General features: G+C 59.3%; 16 protein-coding genes. 15 read left to right on the top strand and 1 reads right to left on the bottom strand.

Going from position 1 to position 11,756, the window contains the following annotated elements:
- A partial coding sequence (locus EOA27_RS41465; RefSeq protein ID WP_210214141.1) for a hypothetical protein occupies nt 1-185 on the bottom strand: 185 nt, incomplete at its 3' end.
- A 348-nt stretch (nt 186-533) separates the two neighbouring features.
- Here EOA27_RS41465 and EOA27_RS06550 point away from each other — a divergent pair.
- The 15 genes from EOA27_RS06550 to EOA27_RS06485 all read left to right on the top strand — a co-directional run.
- Entirely contained in the window at nt 534-854 is a 321-nt protein-coding gene (locus EOA27_RS06550; protein WP_029356570.1) for an iron-sulfur cluster assembly accessory protein, read from the top strand.
- A gap of 17 nt (nt 855-871) precedes the next feature.
- Nucleotides 872-1,042 carry a hypothetical protein gene (locus tag EOA27_RS40520; RefSeq protein ID WP_165349961.1) on the top strand — a complete coding sequence of 57 codons (171 nt, stop codon included), beginning with the start codon at nt 872-874 and terminating at the stop codon, nt 1,040-1,042.
- 158 nt (nt 1,043-1,200) lie between these two features.
- Nucleotides 1,201-2,412, top strand: coding sequence for a cysteine desulfurase NifS (gene nifS / locus EOA27_RS06545; protein ID WP_126063817.1), 1,212 nt, complete (start codon nt 1,201-1,203; stop codon nt 2,410-2,412).
- 180 nt (nt 2,413-2,592) lie between these two features.
- Complete coding sequence (gene nifW, locus EOA27_RS06540) at nt 2,593-2,970, top strand: nitrogenase stabilizing/protective protein NifW (RefSeq protein ID WP_024505239.1); 378 nt, start codon at nt 2,593-2,595, stop codon at nt 2,968-2,970.
- 188 nt (nt 2,971-3,158) lie between these two features.
- A complete protein-coding gene (locus tag EOA27_RS06535; protein WP_126063816.1) occupies nt 3,159-4,010 on the top strand; it encodes an electron transfer flavoprotein subunit beta/FixA family protein in 852 nt (283 codons plus the stop codon).
- 16 nt (nt 4,011-4,026) lie between these two features.
- Entirely contained in the window at nt 4,027-5,136 is a 1,110-nt protein-coding gene (locus EOA27_RS06530) for an electron transfer flavoprotein subunit alpha/FixB family protein (protein ID WP_126063815.1), read from the top strand.
- 10 nt (nt 5,137-5,146) lie between these two features.
- Complete coding sequence (locus EOA27_RS06525; RefSeq protein ID WP_126080604.1) at nt 5,147-6,451, top strand: FAD-binding protein; 1,305 nt, start codon at nt 5,147-5,149, stop codon at nt 6,449-6,451.
- 12 nt (nt 6,452-6,463) lie between these two features.
- Nucleotides 6,464-6,763: a ferredoxin family protein gene (locus EOA27_RS06520; RefSeq protein ID WP_024505235.1), complete on the top strand. Its 300-nt coding sequence runs from the start codon at nt 6,464-6,466 to the stop codon at nt 6,761-6,763.
- Between the two features lie 396 nt (nt 6,764-7,159).
- On the top strand, nt 7,160-7,741 hold the full coding sequence (locus EOA27_RS06515; protein WP_287152319.1) for an alpha/beta fold hydrolase: 582 nt from the start codon (nt 7,160-7,162) through the stop codon (nt 7,739-7,741).
- A 700-nt stretch (nt 7,742-8,441) separates the two neighbouring features.
- Nucleotides 8,442-8,513: a helix-turn-helix domain-containing protein gene (locus EOA27_RS41460; RefSeq protein ID WP_245467364.1), complete on the top strand. Its 72-nt coding sequence runs from the start codon at nt 8,442-8,444 to the stop codon at nt 8,511-8,513.
- A gap of 273 nt (nt 8,514-8,786) precedes the next feature.
- Complete coding sequence (gene nifB / locus EOA27_RS06505; RefSeq protein WP_024505233.1) at nt 8,787-10,268, top strand: nitrogenase cofactor biosynthesis protein NifB; 1,482 nt, start codon at nt 8,787-8,789, stop codon at nt 10,266-10,268.
- Between the two features lie 29 nt (nt 10,269-10,297).
- The gene (locus tag EOA27_RS06500) at nt 10,298-10,492 is read left to right on the top strand and encodes a 4Fe-4S binding protein (RefSeq protein WP_024505232.1); all 195 of its coding nucleotides are present in this window, start codon (nt 10,298-10,300) and stop codon (nt 10,490-10,492) included.
- A gap of 85 nt (nt 10,493-10,577) precedes the next feature.
- Nucleotides 10,578-10,898 (top strand): nitrogen fixation protein NifZ, encoded by a 321-nt coding sequence (locus EOA27_RS06495; protein WP_024505231.1) that lies wholly within the window; start codon nt 10,578-10,580, stop codon nt 10,896-10,898.
- Entirely contained in the window at nt 10,895-11,107 is a 213-nt protein-coding gene (nifT, locus tag EOA27_RS06490; RefSeq protein WP_024505230.1) for a putative nitrogen fixation protein NifT, read from the top strand. The genes EOA27_RS06495 and nifT overlap by 4 nt, the downstream gene beginning before the upstream one ends.
- A 34-nt stretch (nt 11,108-11,141) precedes the next feature.
- Nucleotides 11,142-11,756, top strand: a 615-nt coding sequence (locus EOA27_RS06485; RefSeq protein WP_127255769.1) for an SIR2 family protein, incomplete at its 3' end; no start/stop codon positions are given.

The following is an 11,756-nucleotide window of genomic DNA, read 5'->3' as shown; positions in this document are numbered from 1 at the left end:
AGGGGTGTGCACGGCGGACGCGATCGATCGTCAGGCACATGCCAGTCGAATCCTGTCTCCGGGCGGTCAGCGGCCAATCGCCGGTAGAGAGCGATTGTTGGGTGGTCGGCGCCAATCGGCCGATCGAGCATTCGGGTACCACCGGCGGTGCTGCTTTCCCACTCAAGGCGGGTCTGATGGATCATATTGCTCTCCTTCGTTCTTCGATTGCGAGGGCAACCCAAAGGTGAATCGGCCGGCAATTTTGCCGCCGCAACGAAGGCTTCACAAAAATCGTGCCAGTTGCTCCGCGGCAAGCTCTGAACATCTTTGGCTCTGTTCATTGCTTTACGCGTGAGTGCATCGCGAACTCAGGCGCCCTTCCTGTGACGCGGACGCGACAAATCCGACAGTAAGTGTCGGTTGTCGGACGTCTCCCCAGCAATCGAGCATAAGAGACGTCGGGATGTCCTACGGTTTTTGACACGTCTTCCCTTTGGCACGGTCCATGCGAGATGATCCGCGAAAACGTCGGACCGAGGAGAAATCGAGCCATGATTACGCTCACCGACAACGCTGTTGCCGCCATCAAGGCCGCTCTTTACCGCGCCAGCGAGCCGGCGGAAGGATTTCGCATCATGGTCCATGCCGGCGGCTGCGCCGGCTTCCAATACTCAATGGGCCTGGAGAGCGTCTCACGTGAGGGCGATGCGATCATCGAGCGAGATGGGCTCAAGGTGTTCATGGATAGAGGCTCCCAACCCCATGCAGCCGGCATGACCGTGGACTTCGTCACTGGGCTCGAAACATCCGGCTTTGTTTTCGATAACCCCAATGCGCGTGAGACGTGCGGCTGCGGCAAGTCCTGCAAATGATTGCGAGGGAACAGGCTATGTTCGACTATAGCGACGCCAAGGAATACTGCGTCGAACCGGCACCGCCGGCGCTCTGGAACCGGCCGACACGCACTGTCGGCCCGGAACAATTGCGTTCGGTGATGCGCCAAATCGCGATCATCGATCGTTGCCGTGGGCAAGCAAACAAAATTGCCCGAAACAGCTGAATTCCCGGCAGATGCCGCCACCAAAGGGCAATGTCGACAGCGACCGGTCAGCCAAGCCATCGCTCGCCCGGCCGCCCACCTTACCAGATACGATATGCGCCAGAGGTTCAATGGCCCGCCTACCCTTGAATCATTTCAGCAGTTGAAGGATCACTCCCATGAACCCTGTCTATCTCGACAACAACGCAACGACGCGGGTTGATCCTGCAGTCGTTGGAGCGATGTTGCCTTTCTTTACGGAGCAATTTGGCAATCATTCGTCCATGCACGCCTATGGCGCATCGGTTGCTGAAGCCGTGAGAAAGGCGAGGCAACAGTTGCAAGCCCTCATCGGCGCGGGATTCGAGGACGAGATCATCTTCACCTCGGGCGGGACTGAAAGCGACAGTACAGCCATCCTTTCGGCGCTGGAGGTGATGCCCGACCGAACGGAAATAGTGACTTCCGCGGTTGAACATCCGGCCGTTCTGAAGTTGTGCGCGCACCTTGAAAAGACGCGCGGCGTCAAGGTGCACATTATCCCAGTCGATCACCACGGCCGGCTCGACCTGGACGCCTACAGAACCGCTCTCACTCCACAAGTGGCAATCGTCTCGATAATGTGGGCGAACAATGAGACCGGTACGATCTTTCCCGTGGTTAAGCTTGCCGATCTAGCCAGGGAAGTCGGCGCGCTTTTCCACACTGATGCAGTGCAGGCGGTCGGAAGGCTTCCGATTGAGCTGAAATCGACCGCGATCGACATGCTGTCGCTCTCCGCCCACAAGCTGCATGGTCCAAAGGGGATAGGCGCGCTTTATGTAAGACGTGGCGTGCGCTTCTCCTCCATGATCAAGGGTGGGCACCAAGAGCGCGACCGGCGTGCAGGCACTGAAAACACACCCGGCATAGTCGGACTGGGCATGGCGGCCGAACTCGCCTTGAAATTCATGGACGAGACAAAACGAATAAAATGGTTGCGCGACCGCCTTGAGAACGGGATCATCCAGCGCATCCCAAACACATCCATCAACGGCGATCCGCAAGAGCGATTGCCAAACACTGCAAACATTGGATTCGAAGGTATCGAAGGCGATGCAATTCCAATTGTCCTGAGCCGGCTGGGAATCGCCTGTTCCGCCGGGTCCGCCTGTGCCTCTGGCTCACTGGAACCGAGCCATGTTCTGATCGCTATGAACGCGGCATGTGGGGCAGTCCGCTTCTCCTTGTCGCGTGACAACGGCGAAGATGACGTAGACCGCGTGCTTGAGGTCCTGCCTGCGATCACCGAGAAGCTACGGGCCGTTCCCAGTGCTGGACTGTGCGGGCGAGGTGCAGAACAGCTTCATTCCGGCCCGGGTCCGAGCGGCACAATAGCCGACGAGCCGTGAGGTCTTCCTCAACGTGACGACCCTGCGCAATGGAGAGCAGTCAAACTCGGGGTCGCCTTCACCACTTCAGAAAAGCTTGAGATCGCCAAGTCTCTTGCCCAGCCGCCGTGCCAGAGGTCGGCACGCCGTCAGCAATGTCACCAATGCATCGACACCACAATTACGCGCCGGGAGAATACAATGAACTGCTCCGCTGATAGCCGCCCGATCGATCGCACCGATATCCTAGCGCGACTGAAGGGCCTGTCGGCCGCGGAGGACTTCTTCGCCTGCCTTGGCGTCTCCTACGACCCGAAAGTGATGAATGTCTCGCGGCTCCATATCATGAAGCGCGTGGGCCAATACCTTGCCGAAGAAGATTTCTCCGGTCTGCCTAACCAGGTAATCGCCGCGCGGGTGCGCGCCAAGCTGGAACGCGCCTACGAAGATTTCGCGACTTCCTCGCCGCTCACGCAACGTGTGTTCAAGGTGCTAAGGGACCACGATCCAAACATATGTCCCGCACCTGGCCGCGCCTTCGTCCCGCTCGACTCTGCACTGAAGCGGTTCGGAAAGTAATGAGCCCGACACGGCTGCGACGCGACAATGTCGAGAAGTCGACAAATCCAGTCCTCATGACGCCTCCTCGGAAGCAAACGAAGCCACCTTCTGGAATAGAGGCAGGAAGACGACTTGGCATGAACGATGCAGGCAATGAGGCGAACCGCCAAGCACGAATCCGGACTGGGAGCTTAGAGAAACCGCCAATGCATATCGTAATCTGCATCAAGCAGGTGCCGGATTCGGCACAGATCCGCGTGCACCCGGTGACGAACACGATCATGCGTCAGGGTGTTCCGACCATCATCAATCCTTACGACCTGTTCGCCCTCGAAGAAGCGCTCAAACTGCGCGACGTTCATGGTGGCGAGGTTACTGTGCTCACAATGGGTCCGCCCATGGCGGAGGACTCGCTGCGAAAGGCGCTCGGTTACGGTGCTGACCGAGCAGTTCTCTTGACGGACCGCTATTTTGCCGGATCCGATACGCTGGCGACTTCCTTTGCTCTTTCGCAAGCAATCGCAAAAATTGGGGAGACTTTCGGCAGGCCGGACATCGTCTTCACCGGCAAGCAGACGATTGACGGCGATACCGCCCAGGTCGGACCGGGCATAGCCAAGCGCCTAGATTTATCGCAACTTACCTATGTCGCGAAGATTGCCTCCATCGATCTCGATACGCGAGAGATCGAAGTCGCGCGTCGCGCCGAAGGCGGCACCCAGTTGCTGAAGAGCAGACTCCCTTGCCTCATTACCATGCTGGAAGACACCAACGAAATCCGCCGGGGCTCGCTCCAGCAGGCTCTGTGCGCGGCGCGCAGGCAAGTCGTGAAGTGGACTGCAGCCGACGCCGGCATTGACGATCTCACCCGGTGCGGTCTGCGTGGCTCGCCTACAGTCGTCAAGCGTGTTTTCGCCCCCACCGCACGGGCAGAAAGGGCGGCGCAGATCGACACCGCGGAAAGGGGCTTGCAGGACATAGCCGATGAACTCATCGCCGATATCTTAACCCGCCGGCCGGCGCTGGAACATGAGCTGGCCTTCAACAGCGGCACGTGACGGCCAGGAGCAGAAAATGTCGACCGCAAGCCAAACCACCCCTCGCATTGCCCCCGGCCGTGCCGGTGTAAAGAAAGAACTTCCCGACCATTTCAAAGACTACCGGCACGTGTGGGTCTTCCTCGAGCTCGAACGCGGCAATGTGCATCCTGTATCATTCGAACTGCTGGGCGAAGGCCGCAAATTGGCCGACAAGCTTGAAGTCCAGCTCGCGGGCGTCGTGCTGGGACCGCCGGGCGAGATGGTCGAGGACGCTGTTGCCGAGGCCTTCGCTTACGGGGCGGATCTTGTCTACATCGTCGATGCGCCGCCGCTCGCCGACTACCGGAACGAGCCGTTCGCCAAGGCGCTCACGGATCTGGTCAATACCCATAAACCCGAAATCCTCCTTCTCGGCGCGACCACACTGGGCAGGGATCTTGCAGGCTCGGTAGCGACGACCCTGCAGACGGGGCTCACGGCCGACTGCACCGAACTTGATGTAGATTCCGACGGTTCACTCGCCGCGACCCGTCCGACTTTTGGTGGCTCATTGTTGTGTACGATCTATACACTAAATTACCGGCCGCAAATGGCGACGGTGCGACCAAGGGTCATGCCTATGCCGCAACGGGTGGATAAGCCGGTCGGGCGTGTCATGCGGCACAAGCTGTCGCTCGTTGAGGACGATATCGTCACCAAAGTCCTCGGCTTCCTACCGGATAACCAGTCGGCAATGGCAAATCTTGCCTATGCGGATGTCGTGGTTGCGGGAGGCCTCGGTCTCGGAGCGGCGGAGAACCTTCAGCTTGTGAAGAATCTTGCCCGAGCGATCGGCGCCGAGCATGGCTGTTCGCGCCCCTTGGTCCAGAAGGGCTGGATGCCGGCTGATCGACAGATTGGACAAACTGGCAAGACCATTCGACCGAAGCTTTACATCGCGGCCGGAATTTCCGGCGCCATCCAGCACCGAGTTGGGGTCGAGGGGGCCGATCTCATCGTCGCGATCAACACCGATCCGAACGCGCCGATTTTCGAGTTCGCCCACCTCGGGATCGTCACGGATGCAATCCGCTTCCTGCCCGCACTGACGGAAGCCTTCACCCGGCGGCTGTCGCCGCACAGTCGAGACAAGCTTGCGAGTTGAGGGAGAGGACATGATTGAACAATTCGATGCCATAGTGGTCGGAGCCGGCATGTCTGGAAACGCAGCTGCTTACACTTTGGCAAGCCAGGGGCTGAAGGTACTGCAGTTGGAGCGCGGGGAATATCCGGGCTCTAAGAACGTCCAGGGTGCCATAATGTACGCGAACATGCTGGAGAAGATCATCCCGGACTTCCGGGATGATGCGCCCCTCGAGCGGCACCTGGTCGAACAGCGACTTTGGGTGTTGGACGACACGTCTCACACCGGAATTCATTACCGGTCGGACGACTTCAATGAGGCGAAACCCAACCGCTACACGATCATTCGCGCCCAGTTCGACAAATGGTTTTCCCGCAAGGTGCGCGAGGCTGGCGCGACGGTCCTGTGTGAGACGACCGCGACGGAACTCGTCCGTGATGGCAATGGCAAGGTGATCGGCGTCCGCACAGACCGGGCTGGCGGAGTGGTCTTCGCGAATGTGGTCGTTCTCGCAGAAGGGGTGTCGGGATTGCTTGGCACTCGCGCAGGCCTGCGCGAGATGCCGAAGCCGGAGACCGTGGCGCTTGCCGTCAAGGAAATGCATTTCTTGCCCGAAGAGGTCATTGGCCAGCGGTTCGGGGTCAAGGGCGATGAAGGCTGCGTAATCGAGGCCGTGGGCACGATCTCTCGCAGCATGGCCGGGCTCGGCTTCCTTTACACCAACAAGGAGTCGATATCACTCGGCATCGGCTGCCTGGTCTCGGATTTCGCCGCGACGATGGAGAGCCCGTCCGCCCTCCTGGATGCGATGAAAAACCATCCTTCGATCCGGCCGCTGATCGCTGGCTCGGAGGTGAAAGAATATGCCGCCCATCTTATCCCCGAAGGTGGTTACAAGGCCATTCCGCAGCTCTTCGGCGACGGTTGGGTCATCGTCGGCGACGCAGCGCAACTGAACAATGCCATTCACCGTGAGGGTTCGAACCTTGCCATGACCTCGGGTCGTGTCGCGGCTGAGGCGATCATCAAAGTCAAAAGCCGCAACGGTCCTATGACCAAAGCGAACCTTGCGCTCTACAAGACGATGCTGGATGACTCCTTTGTGATCAAGGATCTTAAGAAATACAAGGACATGCCAGCCTTGCTCCACACCAATTCCAGCAACTTTTTTGACAGCTATCCGCGGCTGATGTCGCATGCCGCTCAGAACTTCATGCGTGTCGACGGCACGCCGAAGATCGAGAAGGAAAAGAACACCACGGCCGCCTTCATCAACGCGCGCTCGCGCTGGGGGTTGGTCAGCGACGCGGTCCGCCTGGCATTGGCATGGCGCTGAAGAGGGTACAAGATGACGATCGCAGTGACGAAGGTTCGTGTCGAGGACAAACTTTACCAGAACCGCTATCTGGTCGATTCCGGCCGCCCCCATATTATAGTGCGACCGCACGACAAGCCAAGCGCGAACTTGCTTGCGTTGACCTACGTCTGTCCGGCGAAATGCTATGAGTTGAATGACAAGGGTCAAGTCGAGATCACCGCCGACGGCTGCATGGAATGCGGCACCTGCCGGATATTGTGCGAGAAAGGCGGCGACATCGAGTGGAACTATCCGCGCGGCGGCTTTGGTGTCCTGTTCAAGTTCGGATGATCAGCCGGGACCGTGCCAAGAGCATGCCGGCAGCGAGCAACTGCGGCACACCATGAGCCTCTCCATCCACTTGCAAAGAGCTAGTGAATATTGGCCTTTCGCAATTCAAATTTCCTTGACTCGTTAGCGGTGTCCTCAGGCCACGGCGCTGCCCTGTGCGCCGGACTTACCACCGGTCACGTGGTCGAGCCCCTTTGGGACAACGCCCGGCCATCGTGCCGGATGGCAGCCACAACGGCCGGTGAGCAAGTGGAACGGCACAACCCATGGCAAAGACGTATGTGCTAGTGCATGGTGCCTGGCATGGCGGATGGTGTTGGCGGGACGTGGCTGCCAATCTTCGCAAGATGGGATGCCACGTGACCACGCCGACCAGGTGTCGGCGAACGCGCACGTTTGCTGTGCAAGGACATCACGCCCGACACATTCGTGACCGACATCGTCAACCACATTGTGACGGAAGAGCTGAGCGATGTGATCCTTGTCGGTCACAGTCTAGGCGGCATCAGCATCACCGGCGCCGCCGACCGGATACCCGACCATATCAGCCATCTCGTTTATCTCGACAGCGCCATCGTCGAGAGCGGTCAAAGTGTATTCAGCACCATGCCCCCCGACATCGTCGCGGCCCGTCGAAAATTGGTTGCGGAGGAAGGACGGGGTATCTTCATGCCGACTCCGCCGCCAACAGCATTCGGCATTCCCGAGGGACACTCGCTCACGGACTGGGTGCGGCGCCGGATAACACCGCATCCGGCAGGCACCTACGAAAGCGGACTTAAGCTCGAGCACCCGCTCGGCAACGGCAGACCCCGAACCTATGTCGTCTGCACTAATCCACTCCACCCGCCGATGGCGGGAGCGCGAGAATGGGTCGCGAAGCAGGATGGCTGGGCGTGGCAGGAACTCGCCACTGGCCACGACGCAATGATCCTCGCGCCGACGGAAGTTGCTCTCCTTCTTAGCGCAGTCGGCTGAGGAACCAAGTAGGGTGAGCGGCGGCCGATTCTCAGGCCGTGGCCTTGAGCTCTGGTGCACGGATAGGCCCAACGGGTCGTTCCGGTGGCGCCACCGAAACCACTAGGCGGGAGTGGCCTGTCCTGCCGACGTCGCAAGCTTGCGAGCGTTCCGCCGCGGCCGCAGCCCGTAGCGCCGGGCAACCTCCGAGATCACCGCGTCGGCTCCAGGGTCTCGGAATGACTCCGTGCCTTGTCGTCCATCGACCAATGCCGCCGACCAACAGCGCCGTTGATCACCCTCGAAAACGCCGAGGCTGCCGCTCAGGGTCAATCGTAAGTTCAAGTTCAGACACAAGCCGATCTCCGATCCACCTCAGAATCGGCAGGCCCACAGATCGCGGGTCCTCCTGGAAGGACACAGCGCTTACCCTTGAAATATGGAGAACCATGGCTTTGCGCCGTCGGCAGTTGAGCTGATCTCGCAATGCTATTTCCCCGGCAACGTCCGAGCCGGAGAACTGCGTGCTTGGCGTTCTCCTCTGGAAGGAACCAATCTTTCGGAACGTGGCAATGTCATCGACGAGCTCTCACGGGCCAGCACGATGCCGGTTCGGCGCATCGGCGCCCCCTGAACACGAGATAGCCACTTGCGATTCTAACGATACGGCCGGACGGGGGCTGAGACCGCGGCGGACGGAGCGTGACGGCTGATCGACACAATGGAGAAGGCCGGCTGGGTTCAGGCTAATGCGGCTCGAATTCTCGGCCTCAAGCTGCGACAAGTCGGCTAGGCGATACGCCGGCATAGTATCGAGGTGAAGGAAATTCTAAGAGCCTGATGAGCCAATCGTCAGGCCAGTGGTCTTGCGCGCCCTGTGCGCGACAAGGAGTGCTTCGTGCTTCTGAACGGATTTGGACTTGCACTGTCGCAAGCAGGACAAAATTGTGTCGCGCCGGCCTGACACAATGCGATATCGACCCGAATAGTGAACTGAAGCCGCTTTTTTCAGTTGGTATGGCTCTTGCACCTTGAACCGCGACGTTACCAGCAACGGAGCCGTTTGATGTCCTCACCGACAGTTTCGATTGAGGGGCCGACTAGCACGACATCCGAGGGTTTTCTGGCAGCCGCGAAATCCGGTGGCTGCGCATCGTCCTCCTACGGCTCGTCGCCGACCAGCCCGGGCGAAGGGGATCCGGCTATTTGGGAAAGGATCAAGGATCACCCCTGCTTTTCGGAGGAAGCGCATCATTATTTCGCGCGTATGCATGTGGCGGTCGCGCCGGCTTGCAATGTCCAGTGCAACTATTGCAATCGCAAATACGATTGCGCCAACGAGAGCCGGCCTGGTGTTGTGTCTGAGAAGTTGACGCCCGACCAAGCGCTACGCAAGGTCATCGCCGTTGCCAACAAAGTTCCGCAGCTTTCGGTTCTTGGCATCGCTGGGCCGGGGGATGCCTGTTACGATTGGGAGAAAACGAAGGCAACGCTCGACCGCGTCATCAGGGAAATCCCCGACATAAAGCTGTGCGTCTCCACTAATGGGCTCGTGCTGCCGGACCATGTCGCCGAGCTTGCCGAAATGAATGTTGATCACGTGACGGTCACCATCAACATGGTCGACCCGGAAGTCGGCGCGAAGATCTATCCATGGATCTTTTATGAAAATCGCCGCTACTTCGGCATCGAAGCCGCTCGAATCTTGCACGCGCGGCAGATGCTGGGCCTGGAGATGCTGAGCGCGCGCGGCATCCTCACCAAAATCAACTCGGTGATGATTCCTGGAGTGAACGACCAGCACCTGTTTGAGGTGAACAAAATGGTCAGGGAGCGGGGCGCGTTTCTGCACAACGTGATGCCTCTGATTTCGGACCCGGCGCACGGTACCCACTACGGACTCATCGGGCAGCGCGGCCCAACGGCAATGGAGATGATGGCTCTTCAGGATCGACTTGAAGGTGGCGCCAAGTTGATGCGCCACTGCCGGCAGTGCCGGGCAGATGCTGTCGGCCTGCTCGGTGAAGATCGTGGCCAGGAATTCACGCTGGACGGGATTCCCGACGATGTCGCCTACGATGCTGGCAAGCGTCAGGCCTATCGGCAGGTGGTCGCACACGAGCGCCGTGATCATGAGGCGGCGAGGAGCGAGGCCATCGGTATGGTCAAGGCAACAGACTCCGAAAAGTCGCTTCTGGTTGCGGTGGCCACTAAGGGAGGTGGACGGGTCAACGAACACTTCGGCCACGCGAAGGAATTCCAGGTTTATGAAGTCTCGCCTAGAGGGATCAGCTTGGTCGGGCATCGGAAGGTCGAGCGGTATTGCCTCGGAGGCGGGGGCGAAGACGCCATCCTCGAGGGCGTCATCGCAGCGCTCGAAGGCATACACATAGTGCTATGCGCCAAGATCGGAAATCGCCCGAAGGAACAACTCTCGCGAGCTGGACTGCGCGTAACCGACGCCTATGGCCATGACTACATCGAGACCGCAGTCAGCGCACTTTACGCGGCAGAGTTTGGGATCAGACCACTAGCGGCGACGGCCTGAGCCGTCTCGTCCGATAACCAGGAGTTAGAATGGCTTTAAAGATCATCGCATCCCAATGTACCCAATGCGGGGCCTGCGAGTTCGAATGTCCTTCGGAAGCGATCAAGTTCAAGGGCGACGCCTATGTGATCGATCCAAACAAGTGCACCGAATGCAAGGAGGCCTTCGATACGCAGCAATGCGTGTCGGTCTGTCCGGTACCGAAAACCTGCGTTCCCGCTTGATTCCTACCGAAACGGTCGGGTTCGCCGCACGACGACGCCTGCAACCCGCGACCACAACAAAAGCCTCGAGAAAGGAATGGACAGCATGTGGTCCAGACGCGAACAGGAGGTCGAAATCGGCAGACCGCCACGGTTCATGCAGGGTGAGCGGGTCCGTGCGATACGCCACATAAAAAACGACGGCACCTATCCCGGCAAGGAGATCGGCGAAAACCTCGTGCGGAAGGGCGACGAAGGCTACGTGCGCGACATTGGAACCTTTCTCCAGCAATTCTTCATCTATGCGGTCGAATGGATCGATCGTGGCACGGTCGTCGGCATGCGAGCGCGCGAACTCATTAGCCTCGACAAAGTCGAGGTTCCCTGCGGAGCTGAAGGCATTTCCAACGGGGGAACAGCCGGATGAAAGTAATGATTCGCAGGACCGCTACTGGCTTGTCGGCTTATGTCCCCAAGAAGGATCTCGAAGAGCCGATCACCGAGATTGAGAACGCTGACTTATGGGGCGGGACCGTGACGCTCAGGAACGGTTGGCGGCTCATGCTGCCCGACCTTCCGCGCGACACGCGTTTGCCGATCACCGTCGAGGCGATGAAGATTTCCGACGGGGCCTGATGCCGGTGGGTTCAGTGGCGGAGAGGAAACGCGTATGAACACGATGCTGAGCTGGGACCATCTCGTCGTCGTCCGGGGCAGTTTTGCCAAAAAACTGATTGACCTGCTGAACGGCGCTCTCAAGGCCGATCGAGTGATCCCCTATCTCGGTCCTGGTCTTCTGCAGCTTAACCCACCGGAATCACCTGTACCTTGCACCCCTGAAGATGTCGCCGCGGCCCTCAACAAGCGGGCGCCTGCCCCTTCCAGGATTCGCACCAATATGTGGTCGGTCGCGCAGTTTATCGAGCAGCGCCGACATCGTCGGACTCTCCAAGCGTGGATGGCGGAGATATTCGCAGCCCCCGCCGAGCCGACCGTTCTTCACGCCTGGCTCGCAACCCTTCAACTGTCTGTCATCATCGACAGCTGGTACGATGGCGCCATGCGAGCAGCCCTTGCAGAGGCCGGCCAAACAGACGTTGTCGAGATACAAGGAACGACGCGCGCGACCGGAATCGGTAACATCTGGACGAGAACTTACGATTTGTCAGGAACAGAACTCGAGGCCGAACAAGTGGCTAGGACGGTGCTCTATGCGCCGCACGGCAGCGTCAGGCCGGCGGCAAACTTCCTCGTGGCTGATTCCGATTACGTCGAAGTCCTAACC

The sequence above is a fragment of the Mesorhizobium sp. M2A.F.Ca.ET.037.01.1.1 genome (genome assembly GCF_003998075.1).
GTDB lineage: Bacteria > Pseudomonadota > Alphaproteobacteria > Rhizobiales > Rhizobiaceae > Mesorhizobium.
This window is presented reverse-complemented; position numbering and strand designations above follow the sequence as displayed.

Coding starts and splice junctions, on each gene's coding strand:
- EOA27_RS06550 (WP_029356570.1), top strand. CDS start 534: ATGATTACGCTCACCGACAACGCTGTTGCCGCCATCAAGGCCGCTCTT.
- EOA27_RS40520 (WP_165349961.1), top strand. CDS start 872: ATGTTCGACTATAGCGACGCCAAGGAATACTGCGTCGAACCGGCACCG.
- nifS (WP_126063817.1), top strand. CDS start 1,201: ATGAACCCTGTCTATCTCGACAACAACGCAACGACGCGGGTTGATCCT.
- nifW (WP_024505239.1), top strand. CDS start 2,593: ATGAACTGCTCCGCTGATAGCCGCCCGATCGATCGCACCGATATCCTA.
- EOA27_RS06535 (WP_126063816.1), top strand. CDS start 3,159: ATGCATATCGTAATCTGCATCAAGCAGGTGCCGGATTCGGCACAGATC.
- EOA27_RS06530 (WP_126063815.1), top strand. CDS start 4,027: ATGTCGACCGCAAGCCAAACCACCCCTCGCATTGCCCCCGGCCGTGCC.
- EOA27_RS06525 (WP_126080604.1), top strand. CDS start 5,147: ATGATTGAACAATTCGATGCCATAGTGGTCGGAGCCGGCATGTCTGGA.
- EOA27_RS06520 (WP_024505235.1), top strand. CDS start 6,464: ATGACGATCGCAGTGACGAAGGTTCGTGTCGAGGACAAACTTTACCAG.
- nifB (WP_024505233.1), top strand. CDS start 8,787: ATGTCCTCACCGACAGTTTCGATTGAGGGGCCGACTAGCACGACATCC.
- EOA27_RS06500 (WP_024505232.1), top strand. CDS start 10,298: ATGGCTTTAAAGATCATCGCATCCCAATGTACCCAATGCGGGGCCTGC.
- EOA27_RS06495 (WP_024505231.1), top strand. CDS start 10,578: ATGTGGTCCAGACGCGAACAGGAGGTCGAAATCGGCAGACCGCCACGG.
- nifT (WP_024505230.1), top strand. CDS start 10,895: ATGAAAGTAATGATTCGCAGGACCGCTACTGGCTTGTCGGCTTATGTC.